This window comes from uncultured Subdoligranulum sp. (assembly GCF_963931595.1).
In the GTDB taxonomy this organism is placed as follows: domain Bacteria; phylum Bacillota; class Clostridia; order Oscillospirales; family Ruminococcaceae; genus Gemmiger.
Genome location: NZ_OZ007030.1, coordinates 909384 through 926269 on the forward strand (window position 1 = coordinate 909384; position 16886 = coordinate 926269).

Genomic DNA, 16886 nt, shown 5'->3' on the forward strand with positions numbered 1-16886 from the left:
AGGAAACGGCCATGGAGACGCTGATTGAAATTATCGGTACAATGGTCCTGGATCTCCTGCAGGAGATCTGGCCGCCCATCCTGGCCATAGGGAACGGCGCGCTGGTCCTGTTCCTCGGCTTTGTGAGTTATCTTTACTATACCGCCGACCACCCCATCAAGGCGGTGGGCAGTCTGGTTGCGGCTATCCTGTTTCTGGTCGTTTTCATCGCAGGCTTCAAAACCGGCGTCTACAGGCGGCGTACTGCGAAAAAACGGCAAAACGGCCGCCGGAAATAAGAACGGAAGTTTCGCATTCCCAGTTGCAAAGGAGTTACTTTGAAACCACTTGTTACCCAGGTCTGGCCGCAGTTCACGGCGGACCAGCAGTTCTGCAATGCGTTCGGCAGTGTACTGGTCGATCGGGTGGAACTGCACCGTACCAAACGTCAGGTGATCATCTGCCTGCGCAGTGCCGAGCCGTTGGACCAGGCGCTGTGCGGGCGCCTTTGTGCATCCCTGCGGGAAGTCTTTGCGGGGTATGAACTGCATCTGCGCAATTATTTCTCCTACCCGAATATCACGCCGGAAGCGGTCCGGCTGATGATCGAGGAGCTGAAAGAGAAGGGCATGCCGGTCAACGGATTTCTGGACAAGAACGAGCCGGTGGTGTTCGGCGAGGACGGCATCACCGTTCGCGTCAATGCCGGACGCACCATTCTGGAAAGTGTGGAGCTGCCCCGGGTACTGGCGGAACTGATTCAGGAGCGCACAGGCTCGCTGCCCATTGTGCGGCTGGCCGATACCGGCAACGCCCGCACCGAGGAGGAGTTCGAGCAGTACCTGCAGGAGAAGACCCCGGTGGTCAAGTTCGAGGCCAAGGAAACGCCGCCCGACTTCACCATCGAGGGACTGTCGCTGTCCAACAAGCCGGTCAAGGTGTTCTACGGCAAGAACTTCAAACCCACCGAGACCCGCCGCCTCAACGATCTGGGCGACGGCGGCAAGGTGGTGGTGTGGGGCGATGTCTTTGCCACCGAGGTCAAGGGCAGCCGCCGCAAGATCTATTTCACCTCCATCACCGACTATACGGGTTCGGTCAACCTGAAGATCCTGGGCGACGAGGACGCCGACATGTCCAAGTGGGAGGGCCTCAAGCCCGGCACCACGCTGATTGTGCGCGGCAACTATATGTATGACAAGTATGAGCATGACTACGTCATCATGCCCTACGATGTATTGCAGGTGGAGCGGGAACCCCGCCAGGATACCGCCCCCGAGGGGCAGAAGCGGGTGGAACTGCATCTGCACACCAAGTCCAGCTCGATGGACGGCTTCAACGACCCCGGCAAGATCGTGCGTCTGGCCCACCGCATGGGTCATCGCGCCATTGCCATCACCGACCACGGCGTCTGCCAGGGCTATCCTGAAGCCATGCTGGCCACCGATGATATCCACAAGAACGACCCCAATTTCAAGCTGATCTACGGATGTGAAGCCTACTTCGTGGACGATATGATCCCGGCGGTCTACGGCAAGGCCCAGATGCCGCTGTCCGGGTCCTTTGTGGTGTTTGACACCGAGACCACCGGCCTGGATTCCAACGTGGAGGCGCTGACCGAGATCGGCGCCGTCTATGTGGAGAACGGAAAAATCAACGAGGAAAAGAAGTTCTGCACCTTCGTGAATCCCGGCAAGCCCATCCCCCAGAGGGTAGTGGAGCTGACCGGTATCAACGATGCCATGGTGGCCGATGCCCCCACGCCGGAGGAGGCCATCCGTGCCTTCAAGGAGTTCTGCGGCGACCATGTGCTGGTGGCCCACAATGCCCACAGCTTTGATATGCTCTTCATACGCAAGGCAGGGGAGAAGGCGGGCATCAGCTTTGACGAGAACACCTATATCGATACGCTGCCCATGGGCCAGGCGTTGTTCCCGGGACTGCGCAACTACAAGCTGGATACCATCAACAAGCACCTGGAAATTCCGCCCTTCAACCACCACCGCGCCGTGGACGATGCCATGGCACTGGCCCGCATCTTCGAGGTCATGCTCAATGACCTGCAGGAGAAGGACATCCAAACGGTGGAGGCCATCAACACCGGCCTGGGCGGCAACAAAGAAGTGCTGAAGAAGAAATACTACCATCTGATCATTCTGGTGCAGAACCAGGTGGGACTGAAGAACCTTTATCGCATTGTCAGCGCGGCCCACACCCAGTATTTCTTCAAAAAGCCCCGTGTGCCCCGCAGCCTGCTGAACAAATACCGGGAGGGCCTTCTGCTCTCTCCGGCCTGTGAAGCAGGTGAACTTTACAGGGCGATCGTGGCGGGCCAGCCCTACGAACAGCTGCTGCGCATCGCCGATTATTACGATTATCTGGAAGTGCAGCCGCTGGGCAACAATGAATTCATGGTCCGCAACGGTCAGGTGGATTCCATCGAGGCGGTGAAAAACTTCAACCGTACGGTCATCCAGCTGGGCGAGGACCTGCACAAACCGGTGGTGGCCACCGGCGACTCCCATTTCCAGGAGCCGGAGGACTGGATCTACCGGGCGGTGCTGCAGGCCGGCAACGGCTTCAAGGACGCCGACAACCAGGCACCGCTCTACTATCACACCACCACGGAAATGCTGGAGGACTTCAGCTATCTGCCCCAGGACAAGGCCTTTGAGATCGTGGTCACCAATCCCAACAAGATTGCCGCCACCATCGACAACAATCTGCGGGCCATTCCCAAGGGCACCTATCCGCCCAGCATTCCCGGCGCCGAGCAGGAACTGCGGGATGACACCTGGAAGCACGCGGCCCGGGACTACGGTACCCCGCTGCCCGACGTGCTGCAGAAGCGCCTGAAAAAGGAACTGGATTCCATCTGTGGCCACGGCTACGCGGTTCTGTACGTCATTGCCGTGCGTCTGGTGGCCTATTCCAATGCGGGCGGCTACCAGGTGGGCAGCCGTGGCTCGGTGGGCTCGTCCGCCGTGGCCCACTTCTCCGGCATTTCGGAGGTCAACTCCATGCCGCCCCACTATCTGTGCCCCGAATGCAAACACAGCGAGTGGATTGACGACGGCGTCCACATGGACGGTTTCGACCTGCCCGACAAAAACTGCCCGGTCTGCGGGCACAAGATGATCGTGGAAGGCCACGACATTCCGTTTGAAACCTTCCTGGGCTTCTACGGCGACAAGGAACCGGATATCGACCTGAACTTCTCGGGCATGTACCAGTCCCACGTCCACCGCTATACCGAGGAACTCTTCGGCAAGGAAAACGTCTTCAAGGCCGGCACGGTGTCCGGTCTGCAGGACAAGACCGCCTACGGCTACGTCAAGAAGTATCTGGAGGAGCGGGGCAAGACGGTGAACCGTGCCGAGGAAAACCGTCTGGTCATCGGCTGTACCGGCGTCAAGCGTACCACCGGCCAGCATCCCGGCGGCATGGTCGTTGTGCCCGACACCTTCGATATCTACGATTTCTGTGCCATCCAGCACCCGGCGGACGACGTGAAGGGCGGTCTGCTGACCACCCACTTCGAATTCAAATACCTGCACGATACGCTGCTCAAACTGGACGAGCTGGGCCACGATGTGCCCACCTTCTACAAGTACTTCGAGGAGTATTCCGGCATTCCCATCGATTCGGTGCCGATGAACGATGAGAAGGTGTACAGTCTGCTCACCAGCCCGGCGGCGCTGGGCGTCACCGAGGAACAGATCGGCTCCAAAACCGGCACCTTCGGCATCCCCGAGATGGGCACCAACTTCGTGCGGCAGATGCTGCTGGACGCACAGCCCAAGAATTTCTCCGAACTGATCCAGATTTCCGGCCTTTCCCACGGCACCGATGTCTGGACCAACAATGCCGACGAACTGATCCGCTCGGGCACCTGCACCATCGCGGAAGTGATCGGCTGCCGTGACAGCATCATGCTGTACCTGCTGCGCAAAGGGCTGGAGCCCAAGATGGCCTTTGATATCATGGAGGCCGTCCGTAAAGGCAAGGTGGCCAAGGGCGGCTTCCAGCCCGGCTGGGAGGAAGCCATGCGGGAACACGATGTGCCCGACTGGTACATCGAATCCTGCCGTAAGATCAAGTATATGTTCCCCAAGGCCCACGCGGTGGCCTACCTGATGGCGGCCATCCGTCTGATGTGGTTCAAGGTCTACCATCCGGCTATCTTCTACGCGGTGTACTTCACGGTGCGCGGCGCCGATATCGACTACGAGGCAGCCGTGGGCGGCGTGCGGGTGGCCAAGGAACACCTGCGGGAAAACGAGCACATTCCCAAGGAAGAACGCACCGCCAAGGACGACGACGCTCTGGTCAGCCTGCAGCTGGAAAACGAGATGCTGCAGCGCGGCTGTCAGTTCCTGCCCATCGAACTGGGCAAGAGCCACGCCAGCAAATACGTGGTGGAGGACGGCAAGGTCCGCCTGCCGTTCACCTCGCTGCGCGGTCTGGGCGAAGCGGCGGCCGTGGCGCTGGAGGAGGCCACCATCCATGGCCAGGAATATATCTCGGTGGAGGAACTGCAGCAGGCCAGCGGCGTGGCCAGTTCGGTGTTCGACAAGCTCCGCTCGGTGGGCGCGCTGGGAAATCTGCCGGAAACCAGTCAGGTGGACCTGTTCAGCCTGATGTGAGGGGAGCCCATGGGCAAATAAATCTCAAAAAAAGCTTGCACCATCGGCATATCTGTGTTATACTATACCCCGCATGAGAAGTTAAAGGAGTGCTATTCAATGAACTGGTATGAGATCGCTCTCGGCTGCGTTCTGATTGCAGTGTCGCTTTTGATCATCGTTTTCACCCTTGCACAGGAACAGAAGGGCCAGGGCCTCTCTGCCGCGATCATGGGCGAGAACACCCACATGGCGGCCGGCCGTGAGCGCGGCATCGACGCCAAGCTCGCCAAATGGACCAAGGTCTTTGGCGGCGTGTTCTTTGTGGTGGTGCTGGTCATCTGCGTACTCAGCGCCCGCCTGTAATCGGAGAAACAGCAATCACAAAACAAAAGGGTCCGCCAAGCGCGAAGAAGTCTCTGCGCCCCGGCGGGCCGTTTTTTGTGGGAAAGTGGCGGGGAAGTGCGCCCCGCATCGGAAGGGCTGCACCGGACGGTGCGGCGACGTAAATCAAAGGAGTAAATATGACACCGTTACAAAAAAGTATTTTGTCTGCCGTCAAGCGCCGTCCCATGACGCTGCGTGAACTGCAGAACAATCTGCAGGTGGACAATTCCCGCCTGCGCACCACCGTATCGGCCATGGTGGCCACGGGGCATCTGTCGGTGCGCAACGGCACCTATGTGCCGGGCTTTGCCACCTATCAGAACGAGGCCAACCCCAACACGATTCCCTGCACATTGGTCAAGCTGGCGGCCCGCTTCGGCTTTGCCAGCCGCGACGACGGCCAGGGCGATATCTTTATCCCGGGCCGGGCGCTGCACGGTGCCATGCCCCAGGACAAGATCGATGTCCGGCTGTTCGACCATCCCCGTGTGGAGGGCTCCTCCGAGGGCGAGGTCGTGGAGGTCAAGGTGCCCAACAACCGCTTCGCCGGTACGGTCTGCTTGTCTGACGACGGCCGTCTGGCGGTGGAGCCGGACGGCTGCCGGGACGTGAAGTTCCTGCTGGCCAAGCAGGGGAGCGAAGGGGTGCATATCGGCGACAAGGTCGGTATCCTCATCACCCACCGCGGCCAGCGTCACAGCGACCATCGCGCCGCCGTGGTGGAGAAGTTCGGCTCCTCCGACCGCGCGGCGGAGTGTGCCAAGGCGATTCTCTACGGCCGCAATGTGCGCCAGGAGTTCCCTCCCGAGGTGCTGGCGGAGGCCCATGCCTACGACAATGCGGTCATCGACCCGACCGAAGCTGCCCACCGCATGGATCTGCGGGCCATTCCCATTTTCACCATCGATTCCGCGGAAACCAAGGATATCGACGACGCCATCAGCCTGCAGAAGCTGGAGGACGGCGGCTACGAGCTGGGCGTGCACATCGCCGATGTGAGTCACTATGTCCGCCCGGGTTCCGCCCTGGACAACGAGGCCTTTGAGCGTGCCACCAGTATCTACTATGCCGACAAGGTCATCCCCATGCTGCCCACCCAGCTGTCCAACGGCATCTGCTCGCTGAACCCCGAGGAGGACCGGCTGGCATTCTCCTGCCTGATGCGTCTGGACAGCGAGGGTGATATCCACGGCTACCATTTTGTCAAGACGGTGATCCGCAGCCGTGTCAAGGGCGTGTACAAGGAGATCAACGCGCTGATCGAGCCCGAGGAAGGGGCAGACCTGACGGAGCTGAAGGACAAGTACGCTGCGGTGCTGGAGCAGCTGCCCCTGATGGAGGAACTCTACCGCAAGCGTCTGGCCCTGCGCCGCAAGCGTGGCGCCATGGAGATTGAATCCGACGAGGCCAAGCTGGTGATCGATCCTGAGAGCGGCCGCTGTGTGGATATCGTCAAGCGGGGCCGCGGCACGTCGGAATGTATGATTGAGGAGTTCATGCTGCTGGCCAACCAGTGCGCCGCCAATGCGGGCCGCACCAACAAGGTGCCCTTTGTCTACCGCGTCCATGAGGCGCCCGACGCCGAGAAGATGGAAAAGCTGTCAGCCACGCTGCTGGCCTGCGGCCTGAACGCCAAGTTCAAGAACCCCATTCCCACCCAGCTGGAACTGGCGGCGCTGCTGGATGAAACCCGCGGCCAGCCCATCCAGACTCCGGTGCACACCGGCATTCTGCGCAGCATGCAGAAGGCCCGCTATGCCCCCCAGCCGCTGGGCCATTACGGTCTGGTGCTGTCGGACTATGCCCACTTCACCAGCCCCATCCGCCGGTATCCTGACCTGGCCATCCATCGCATCCTCAGCGAGATGCTGCTGGGGGCTTCGGCGGACCGCATCAGCAAGGATTTCAACGAGTTCGCACAGCGCGCCAGCGAGCAGTCCAGCAAGAAGGAAGTGGATGCTGTGCGCATCGAACGGGATGTGGAGGACCTGTACAAGGCCGAGTATATGCACGAGCATCTGGGAGAGGTGTACACCGGCACCGTAGCCGGCATCACGCCCCGCGGCGTCTTTGTGGAACTGGAGAATACCGTGGAAGGCTTTGTGCCGGCGGCGCAGCTCTGCAAGGGCGAGGCGCAGGTGGTGGACGGTGTCAGCATGCTGGATCCGCTGACCGGCCGCAGCTGGATGCTGGGCACTTCCATGAAGATCCGTGTGGCGGCGTCCGATGTGGCGCTGGGCCGTATCGACTTTGAATATATGGTGGAGTAATCTTCCAGGAAAAAAGAGGCCCGCCCGGGCAATCCCGGGCGGGCCTCTTTCTGTATAAACATGATGCAGCACAAACAATAAAAAAACACCCACAGCCGAAGCCAAGGGTGTTTCTTTATGGCGGAAAGAGAGGGATTCGAACCCTCGAGGGCTTTAGGGGCCCTACACGATTTCCAGTCGTGCGCCTTAGACCAGCTCAGCCATCTTTCCATGGCAGTCGTTTGACTGCATGGGCTATTATAGCAATTTATGGGGTGAATGTCAAGTAAAAAATCGAAAAAAGTTTTTTGGCATTTTCACCAAAGAAAATCGTCAAAACAAACAAAAACAGAGGAAACTATTGCAACTATCCGCCAAAACATGTTAAAATTATAACTAAATCCGGCGATTGTTCGGATCGGGAGGAGTGTGCATATCATGTATTCAGTATTTCGCGATCTGGCAATCATCATTCTGAGTGCCAAATTTTTTGCGCTGGTCGCGCGCAAATGCAAGGCACCCCAGGTGGTCGGGGAGATTATTGCGGGGCTTCTCATAGGGCCCTGCCTTTTCAATCTGGTACAGAGCAATGACACCATCTCGGTCTTTGCGGAGATCGGCGTGGTGCTTCTGATGTTTACCACCGGCCTCGGCACCAACCTGAAGGAACTGCTCCGTGCCGGGCCCATTGCCACCCTGATTGCCTGCGTGGGCGTGGCAGTGCCGCTGGCAGGCGGCACACTGTTGTACAGCCTGTTCTACGGCTTTGCGGCACTCGGCACCACGGAATTCTACAGGGCGCTGTTCATCGGCACCATCATGACAGCCACCAGTGTTTCCATCACGGTGGCCACGCTGCAGGAACTGGGGCATCTGAAAAGCTTCCTCGGTACCACCATTGTCAGTGCGGCGGTCATCGATGATGTCATCGGCATTGTGGTGCTGACCTGCGTCATCGGCGCCAGCTCCGGCGAAGGCACCGGTCTGGGCCAGGTGCTGCTGAACACGGTGCTCTTCTTTGTGGTGGCCGTTGTGGTGGGTGTCATCATCCACTATGCCATGCAGTGGCTGGACAAGCGCAATCCCCACACCCAGCGCATCACCATTGTCAGCATTGCTTTCTGCTTCGCGCTGGCCTATGTGGCAGAGCAGTACTTCGGCATTGCCGATATCACCGGTGCCTACATTGCCGGTATTGTGCTGTGCACCATGGCGGATGCCTCCTATGTGGAACGCCGCGTGGATATCAGCAACTATGTGATTTTCGCGCCGGTGTTCTTTGCCAGCATCGGTCTGAAAACCGATGTCTCCGGTCTGACACCGGACATTCTGTTGTTCTGTGTCTGCTTCGTGATTGTGGCGCTGGTCACCAAGATCATCGGCTGCGGTCTGGCGGCCAAGGTCTGCCGCTTCAACTGGGGTGATTCCCTCAAGGTGGGCGTCGGCATGATGACCCGCGGCGAGGTGGCGCTGATTGTGGCGCAGAAAGGCCTGGAAGTCGGCGTGGTCGATCCCGTCTACTTCACGGCGGTCATTCTGATGATCGTGGTTTCCTCGGTGGCCACACCGCTGGTGCTGAAGAATCTCTTTGTGAAGATGCCGCCGCAGCCCCATCCCCATCAGGTACAGGCGTAAAGAAAATCCCGGCCCGTCAGGACCGGGATTTTTGTGCCTTCAGAAGGTTTCTTTGTGCCGTACGAAACCGCCCAGTTCCTGGGTGGTGGAAAGACCCTGAGCCAGGGCCTTGGCGCGCATGGCGGCGTAAAATTCCGCGTAGGTGGCGCTCAGGTAGGGGGACAGAAAGTAGATGCCGATTCCCAGCGTCAGGACGCACAGCAGAGCCCAACCCAGGAAAGAAAGCTCCAGCAGGAAGAAATGGAACTTTTCGCCGTACATCATCTCCCGGCTCAGTTCCATGGCCCGGGAGGTACTCATATAGGGATTCTCGGCCAGCAGGTAGGGAACCAGGGCGTAGCAGTAGGCCCAGTAGATACCGGGGATCAGAAACAGGATCATCCCCGCAAAAATTTTCAGCGAGGTGAGGAAGGAAACCTTCACCACGTTCAGATAGGGCGTATGGAACACGCTGAAAAAGGTACTGATGGGAGAGGGGGTTTGCCGGCTCTCCATAAAATAGCGGTTACTGCCCACCTGCAGCGGCCCCGTCAGGAAGATATTCCAAAGCACACCGCAGATCGCGCCGATGACCGAGACGATGGCCAGCCACGCCAACAGATAGCTTGGCAGGTTTTCCAGATAATAAGCCGTGTTTTCAGGGGAATACAGGAAACTGACGTTGACGGCACCTCCGCCGCCCAGCATAGCGATCAGAAAGCAGCCCCAGAAGGAACGCCAGTATCGCCCGCGCAGTGCTTCCCGGGCATTGGTTTTCAGCATGGAACATGTCCACATGGTGTTTGCACCTCCATTCGTTAAGCACATTATAGCAAATCGGGCCGGGAAAGCAAGTGATTCGAACACAAAAAGACGGTGTTACGTTTTATTTTAAAAAACAAAAATAATTTGGAATTTTTTGAAAAAAGTGCTTGACATTTAGGGGGAGTGCGGCTATAATAATACACGTCGCCCGGGTCAAGCGGCCACGCAAGACACGGAAACGACAGCAAATATGCGGATGTGGCGGAACTGGCAGACGCGCTAGATTCAGGTTCTAGTTCCCTTAAAAGAGTGTGGGTTCAAATCCCTTCATCCGCACCAAATCCCGAACACGAAAGTGTTCGGGATTTTTCTTTGTAAAAGCACGGGCGGCATGGCCGCAGAAAAATATCTGTCGGCACCATACTTGTGCCATCGTGTGAAAATATAGTATACTGGTATTGCCGCGCCGGCCGCTTCCGGGGCGGGGAAAACAAAAACTTATGCAGAAGGATGTAAAATCATGTCCAAAACCCGAAAAATCTATATTGCCAGACTGGTGGGGCGCTGCCTGCTGCTGGGAGTCTGCCTTTGGATGTGCTTTTTCTACCGGCAGGCCTTCTCGGTGCTGGAGGGCATGCATTTCTTCACGGAACTGTCACCGCTGCACTTCCTGTGGTGCGTCTGGGTCACGGATATGGTGTTGCAGATCATCCCCATCCGCAACAAGGTGCCGCTGGGATCCCAGAAGCTGTTTGCCAACCGCTTCCGTCCCATCCGTGAGAAGATCAACTACGAGGCACTGAAAAACTACATCGTCAGCACCACCAAGGCGGCGTACAAGGTGTTCATTCTGTGGTGCGTGCTGGTGGCGGTGCTGGGTGTGCTGTACTATACCGGCGTGATCGACAAGATCGCCCTGTTCATGATCTCGGTTCTGTTTTATGTGTGCGACCTGATCTGTGTGCTGGTCTGGTGCCCCTTCCGGCTGATCATGAAGAACCGCTGCTGCACCACCTGCCGCATCTTCAACTGGGATCACCTGATGATGTTCTCTCCGCTGGTTTTTATCGGCGGGTTCTACGCCACCTCGCTGGCGGCCATGGCGGGAGTGGCCTGGCTGGTGTGGGAACTGTGCGTCATGATGTATCCCGAGCGATTCTGGGATCATTCCAATGTGGCGCTGCAGTGTTCTGAGTGCACAGACAAACTCTGCACCCAGTATTGTCAGAAACTGCGCCCGGGGCGTCAGCCGGAGCGCTGAGGCGCGCCATTCTCCCGGGTACGGGTTCGCCCTGTTTCGAAGTCTTTCGCTAAAGGGTAATAATTTTGTCCCCTCCTGCACAGGATATCCGGCAGGAGGGGATTTCTTATGCCCAAACATCGCATACGGCGTGCCCTGCTGACGGTGGTGCTGCTCCTGGCAATCCTGTCGGGATGCCTAGTGGCGGCGCTGCGGGCGGCGCTGCCCGATACCTTTTACACAACCGACCAGGGCGGTACCTTTCATATCGCTTCCATGCCCTGGGTCACGGTGCGGGAAGTTCCGGCTCAGACGGCACAGGTGGGCCGCACCAACGCCGACACCAGCCGCAATGTGACGCTGGCGCTGTTCGGCACCATACCCATCAAGACGGTGCGCACCGTGGACACAGAAAGCCGCAGCGTGCAGGTATGCGGCACACCCTTTGGCATCAAGATGTTTTCCGACGGGGCGCTGGTGGTGGCGTTTTCCGATCAGTATACGGCCCTGGGCACGGAAAACCCGGCCAAGGAAGCGGGGCTGAAGCTGGGAGATCTGATCGTATCGGCGGCGGGACGCTCCATCCGCAGCAATGAGGAACTGACCCAGGCCATCACCGCCGCGGATGGTAAGCCGATTTCCCTGGTATACCGGCGGGACGGGCAGCAGTATACCACCACGCTGACCCCTGTTGCGGACGCCGCCACGGGGGCGTACCGGGCGGGCATCTGGGTGCGGGACTCCAGTGCAGGCATCGGTACGATGACCTTTCTGGACCCGCTGAACGGTACTTTCGGGGGACTGGGCCATGCCATCAGCGATACCGATACCGGTGCGGATATCACGCTGCTGTCCGGCGAGATTGTGCCCGTCATGATCACAGGGTGCGTAAGCGGAACGGCGGGCAGCCCCGGCGAGCTGCGCGGAGAATTTTCCGCGGCGGCGGCAGGAACCGTCCTGGCCAACGATGCCACCGGCGTATACGGTGCTTATACGGGGGCTGCGGCGGGGCAGAGCTGCCCGGTGGCCCAGCCGCAGCAGATCGCCCTGGGGGATGCGGAAATCTGGACGACCATCTCCGGCAGCACACCCAAGCGCTACCAGGTGCGCATTGAGCGGGTGAATATGACCAGCGGAGACCCCAACCGGAACCTGTTGGTCAAAGTCACCGACCCGGAACTGCTGGCGGCTACCGGAGGGATTGTGCAGGGGATGAGTGGCTCACCCCTGGTACAGAATGGCCGGCTGATCGGTGCAGTCACCCATGTGCTGGTGAATGATCCCACCCGAGGATACGGAATCTTTGCCACCACCATGCTGGAAAAGGCGGACGCCGTTGTACCATGAAAGAAAATGTAAAAACTAGTGGAAATGGAAATATATTCCAGATATAGGAATGGGGGATTTTGCAGAAACGGAGGAAAGAATTATAAAAAATGCCGTATAAACGAAAAAACTGGTGGGAAACTGGAAAAACGGTCGAACGAAAATTGCCTTTTCGGTGAAAAAAACTGGAAAATCCTCTTGCGATAGATGGAAAAATATGGTAAAATTTCCATCGTAAACGAAACCCGGCAGGCGGAACGCCAACGCATAAAGCGCACGCCGTCGCCCAAATGCCTGGGACCCGAGATATGTCTGGAGGATATGATGATGGAAAAGATCAAATTCGTGATGACTGATACCGGCGCACAGGTGTCCGCTTTGTGCCGCCAGGCATTGGAAGCCAAGGGGGTGGCGGTGACAGTATGCGAGAAAAACGGCGACAAGGCGCTGGAGACCCTGCTGAACGTACATCCGCAGGCCGCCTTGCTGGACGCCTTCATGCCGGATCTGGATGCCATCACGGTGAAGCAGCGCTATGAGGCGCAGAATACCAGCGGTACCCGGACCACGTTTTTTGTGACCGGCGCCTTCCAGAGTGAGGAGATGGAACAGGAACTGCTGGATAACGGCTTTTCCTTTTTCTTTGTGAAACCCTTTGACGAGAGTGTGCTGGTGACTCGGGTGCTCAAAGCGGCGGGCGGGACAAGCCGTCCCGCGGTCAGCTCCCAGGATTCCGATGAACTGACCGTCACCGAGATCCTGCATCAGATCGGTGTGCCCGCCCATATCAAGGGATACCAGTTCCTCCGGGATGCCATTCTTCTGACGACGGAGGATCATGGGTACATCAATGCCGTGACCAAGCGGCTGTATCCCGAGATCGCCAAGCGCAACGGCACAACGGCAAGCCGGGTGGAGCGTGCCATCCGCCATGCCATTGAGGTGGCCTGGGACCGGGGCGACGTGGATACCCTGAACAGCTATTTCGGATACACCATTCACAATCTGCGCGGCAAGCCCACCAACAGCGAATTCATTGCGATGATCGCGGACAAGATTCGTCTGGACAAAAAGCGCCGTGCATAAGCAAACATACCAGGCAGGCCTTGGCGGGCGGCCTGGTATTTTGCTGTCCCAAAAGGCGGAAGACAGAAAATGCAGGAACCCGGGGAGAAGGATTGCTGCCGGCTGAACGTGCCGGCGGCAATTTTTTCGCTGTGCACAAAAATTCCTGGGAAATTTAGTGGATTTTTCCCCGGGGAACCTGTATAATAAACTTACTAGTGTATGAAGGGAAGTGTACACCATGGCCGAACAGCGGCTCCCGGAGGTTACTGCCATCCTTGTGGCAGCGGGCGCGTCCCGGCGTATGGGGTTTGATAAACTCAGCTATCGTCTGCCGGATGGACAGACGGTGCTGGAAAAAAGCTGCGCGGCGTTGGCGTCCCACCCGGCGGTGACCCAGCTGGTGCTGGTGGCGGGGGCAAACCGCGCCGCCTGCGAAGAGATCGCTGCCGCCTGCACAAAACCCTGTGTGGTGGTGCAGGGCGGGGCCACCCGTGCCGACAGTGTGCGCAACGGTCTGGCAGCCGCGAAGGGCACATTGGTGGCCATCCACGATGCCGCACGTCCCTTCGTAAGTCAGGCGGTCATCACCGAAGCCCTGCAGGCGGCGGCCCGCACCGGTGCAGCGGCCCCGGCGGTGCCGGTGAAGGATACCATCAAGGTGGTCCGTTCCGACGCGACGGTGGACCATACGCCGGACCGGGCAACGCTGTACGCCGTGCAGACACCCCAATGCTTTGACCGTGCGCTGTATGAACGGGCACTGGCAAGTCTGCGGGAGGATACCGCTTCCCAGGTGACGGATGACTGCAGTCTGTTGGAGCTGGCGGGCATCCCGGTAACGCTGACGGCAGGGGATTACGAAAATTTCAAGATCACCACAAAGGAAGATCTGCAGAAGGAGAAGACAATGCGTATCGGACATGGCTATGATGTGCACCAGCTGGTGGAAGGCCGCAAGCTGATCCTGGGCGGTGTGGAGATCCCTTATGAGAAGGGCCTGCTGGGACATTCCGACGCGGATGTGCTGCTGCACGCCATCATGGATGCGGTGCTGGGGGCCGCTGCGCTGGGGGATATCGGCAAGCATTTCCCGGACACCGACCCTGCCTATAAGGGAGCCGATTCGCTGGCTCTGACTCGTGCGGTGGCCAGGCTGGTGCAGGAGCAGGGATACACGGTGGGCAACATTGATTCCACGATTCTCTGTCAGGCACCCAAGCTGGCCGGACATATTCCGGCTATGCGTGCCCATATCGCGGAGGCTTTCGACATTCCGCTGGACGCGGTGAGCGTAAAGGCCACCACCGAAGAACACATGGGATTTACCGGAGAGGGGCGCGGCATTGCCGCGCACGCCGTCGTGCTGCTGGAGCGCTGAACCTTGCGCCGGCGGCGATTCTGACTACATAGGCGGGGGAAGGGGGCCCGGCAGTTCATGCTGCAAAACCAGTGGATTTCTACCATCGCAAGTACCTTGCGTGCTTTTGATCCGATATCCGACACGCTGGATATCCTGATCATTTCCTTTGCTTTTTACCAGCTGATCCAGTTTGCCCGCAAATCCCGCGCCGGTCAGCTGGTCAAGGGCATTCTGCTCATCGTCATTTTCTACGGTCTGGCGTACATGCTCAATCTGCGGACCGTGACCTGGGTGCTGAACAACGTGCTGACCATAGGCTTTACGGCGGCCGTTGTCATTTTTCAGCCGGAACTGCGCCGCACGCTGGAGCGCATGGGCCAGACGACGGTCTGGGCGGGACGGCTTTTTGGCAACCGCCGCGCGGACCCTTCGCTGCGGGGGGTCTGGCAGAGTGCCGTGGTGGCCATCTGTGATGCGGCGGAGCAGCTCTCCGATACCCGCACCGGCGCCCTGATGGTTCTGGAGCGCAACAACAATCTGGAGGAGATCATCCGCACCGGCACGCCCATGCATGCCGATGTTATCCCGGAGATGCTGGGCACCATCTTTTACGAGGGCACACCGCTGCACGATGGTGCCGTGGTGGTCCGGGACGGTGTGATCGTAGCGGCCGGTTGCGTTCTGCCCCTGTCCAACAACCTGGAGATGGGCAAGGACATGGGAACCCGCCACCGTGCGGGCCTGGGCATGAGCGAAAACTCCGATGCCATCGTTGTCATTGTCAGTGAGGAAACGGGCATCATCTCGATGGCCAAAAACGGCGTGCTGATCCGCCGCCTGGACCGGCAGAATCTCTTCAACCTGCTGCAGGAGGAGGTCGTTCCGCCGGAGGAAACCGCCGAGGCCCGGGTCCCCACGTTGAAGAATCTTCTGCGCAAAGGAGGCGCAAAGAGCCATGCAAAAGCCGACTAACACGGCGCCGCAAGCGGGCGCGGGGCGCACTTCCCCGTGGAATCACCCGGCGTTTTCGCTGTTGCTGGCGCTGTTCTGCGGCATCTTCGCCTGGATGGTGGTCACCATCAGCATTGATCCGCAGAGCAGCTATACCGTGCAGGATGTCCCCATCAACTACGCCAACTCGGCTTCCACCTATACGTCCCAGGGGCTGGATATCGTGGAAAAACCCGATCTGGAAACGGTGGATGTGCGGGTGAGCGGCAACAGCACGATCATCGGCAATATTCAAAATTCCGATATCATGGTGTATCCCAGCTACGCCGGCGTGAGCGGCCCGGGCAAGGTTACGCTGCGCCTGCAGGCGCGGCTGGTGAATACCACGGATTTCCCGGGTGATATCGAGTGCACGGTGGAAAATCCCAAGACCATCGATGTGGTTTTTGATGAAGTCAGCGAAAAGACCCTGCCGGTGACGGTGGATGCCTCCGGCGTTTCCGTCGCGGACGGGTATATGCTCAACAAGTCGGCGGCTGTCCCGGCGGAAGTCACGCTGCGCGGTCCCACCAGCGAACTGGATCAGATCTCCTCGGTGGTGGCGACGGTCAGCAGCGAATCGGCGCTGTCCGATACCACCACAGTGCCGGCGACGCTGGAACTGCGGGATGAGAACGGCCTGACCTTCACACCGCAGTACACTACGATGGAAAGTGAAACGGCCAACGTGACCCTGACGGTCTACCAGGTGCGGGAACTGCCGCTGGTGGTGGATTTCATCGGCATGCCCACCAACTTCGACACCAGCAGCCTGAAGTATTCGCTGAGCCAGAACACGCTGCGCGTGGCCGGCCCGGCCCGCACCGTGAGCGCCCTGGAAGAACTGACGGTCACCGACTTCGACCTGGCCCAGGAATTTGAGCCGGGCCGGGATTACCAGCGGCTGGTGGAACTGCCTTCCGGCATCGTCTCGCTGGACGGCGTCACCAGTGTGACGCTGAGCTTTGACACGGAGGATATGGACTCCAAGACGCTGAACATCTCCAACATCAAGCCCATCAACGTGCCCAGCAACTATGAGCTGGAGGTTTTGTCCGTTCTTGTCTCGGGCGTGAAGCTGTACGGCCCGGCGGATGAAATTGCCGCGCTCTCGGCGGACAGTGTGGTGGCGCAGATCGACTGCCAGAGCGTGAATCTGACGGTGGGGCAGCAGAGCATTCCCGTGACCATCCAGATCCCGTCCTCCACCCGCATCTTCGCCACGGGCAGCTATACCGTCCAGTGCGAGGTCGTCGCCAAATAAAAACGCCCAAAGGAATTTG

At 58.9% G+C, this 16886-nt stretch carries 12 protein-coding genes and 2 tRNA genes; 12 read left to right on the plus strand and 2 right to left on the minus strand.

Annotated features, from left to right (window positions below):
• Window positions 1-11 precede the first annotated feature (11 nt).
• The 4 genes from ABGT73_RS04290 to ABGT73_RS04305 all read left to right on the plus strand — a co-directional run bounded on the left by ABGT73_RS04290 (window position 12) and on the right by ABGT73_RS04305 (window position 7261).
• Window positions 12-278, plus strand: a complete 267-nt coding sequence (locus tag ABGT73_RS04290; RefSeq protein WP_346668588.1) for a hypothetical protein — start codon at window positions 12-14, stop codon at window positions 276-278.
• 39 nt (window positions 279-317) lie between these two features.
• A complete protein-coding gene (locus tag ABGT73_RS04295; protein WP_346668589.1) occupies window positions 318-4625 on the plus strand; it encodes a PolC-type DNA polymerase III in 4308 nt (1435 codons plus the stop codon).
• Between the two features lie 99 nt (window positions 4626-4724).
• Complete coding sequence (secG, locus tag ABGT73_RS04300) at window positions 4725-4970, plus strand: preprotein translocase subunit SecG (protein WP_346668590.1); 246 nt, start codon at window positions 4725-4727, stop codon at window positions 4968-4970.
• Window positions 4971-5128: 158 nt separating this feature from the next.
• On the plus strand, window positions 5129-7261 hold the full coding sequence (locus ABGT73_RS04305) for a VacB/RNase II family 3'-5' exoribonuclease (protein ID WP_346668591.1): 2133 nt from the start codon (window positions 5129-5131) through the stop codon (window positions 7259-7261).
• 118 nt (window positions 7262-7379) lie between these two features.
• Here the strand turns inward: ABGT73_RS04305 and ABGT73_RS04310 are convergent.
• A tRNA-Ser gene (locus ABGT73_RS04310) sits at window positions 7380-7471 on the minus strand.
• A gap of 207 nt (window positions 7472-7678) precedes the next feature.
• Between ABGT73_RS04310 and ABGT73_RS04315 the strand changes: the two genes are divergently transcribed.
• Complete coding sequence (locus ABGT73_RS04315) at window positions 7679-8875, plus strand: cation:proton antiporter (RefSeq protein ID WP_346668592.1); 1197 nt, start codon at window positions 7679-7681, stop codon at window positions 8873-8875.
• A 39-nt stretch (window positions 8876-8914) separates the two neighbouring features.
• On the opposite strand, the gene ABGT73_RS04320 is transcribed toward ABGT73_RS04315, so the two are convergent.
• Window positions 8915-9637: a DUF975 family protein gene (locus tag ABGT73_RS04320; protein ID WP_346668593.1), complete on the minus strand. Its 723-nt coding sequence runs from the start codon at window positions 9635-9637 to the stop codon at window positions 8915-8917.
• Window positions 9638-9871: 234 nt separating this feature from the next.
• On the opposite strand from ABGT73_RS04320, the gene ABGT73_RS04325 reads away from it, so the two are divergent.
• The 7 genes from ABGT73_RS04325 to ABGT73_RS04355 all read left to right on the plus strand — a co-directional run bounded on the left by ABGT73_RS04325 (window position 9872) and on the right by ABGT73_RS04355 (window position 16867).
• A tRNA-Leu gene (locus ABGT73_RS04325) sits at window positions 9872-9958 on the plus strand.
• A gap of 181 nt (window positions 9959-10139) precedes the next feature.
• Window positions 10140-10880 carry a hypothetical protein gene (locus ABGT73_RS04330; RefSeq protein WP_346668594.1) on the plus strand — a complete coding sequence of 247 codons (741 nt, stop codon included), beginning with the start codon at window positions 10140-10142 and terminating at the stop codon, window positions 10878-10880.
• Window positions 10881-10988: 108 nt separating this feature from the next.
• Window positions 10989-12206, plus strand: coding sequence for a SpoIVB peptidase (spoIVB, locus tag ABGT73_RS04335; RefSeq protein WP_346668595.1), 1218 nt, complete (start codon window positions 10989-10991; stop codon window positions 12204-12206).
• A 306-nt stretch (window positions 12207-12512) separates the two neighbouring features.
• Window positions 12513-13271, plus strand: coding sequence for a sporulation transcription factor Spo0A (gene spo0A / locus ABGT73_RS04340; RefSeq protein WP_346668596.1), 759 nt, complete (start codon window positions 12513-12515; stop codon window positions 13269-13271).
• 220 nt (window positions 13272-13491) lie between these two features.
• Window positions 13492-14631 (plus strand): 2-C-methyl-D-erythritol 2,4-cyclodiphosphate synthase, encoded by a 1140-nt coding sequence (gene ispF / locus ABGT73_RS04345; protein ID WP_346668597.1) that lies wholly within the window; start codon window positions 13492-13494, stop codon window positions 14629-14631.
• A gap of 57 nt (window positions 14632-14688) precedes the next feature.
• Window positions 14689-15585, plus strand: coding sequence for a diadenylate cyclase CdaA (cdaA, locus tag ABGT73_RS04350; protein ID WP_346668598.1), 897 nt, complete (start codon window positions 14689-14691; stop codon window positions 15583-15585).
• The gene (locus ABGT73_RS04355; RefSeq protein ID WP_346668599.1) at window positions 15569-16867 is read left to right on the plus strand and encodes a CdaR family protein; all 1299 of its coding nucleotides are present in this window, start codon (window positions 15569-15571) and stop codon (window positions 16865-16867) included. Before cdaA ends, ABGT73_RS04355 begins: the two co-directional genes overlap by 17 nt.
• Window positions 16868-16886: the final 19 nt, after the last annotated feature.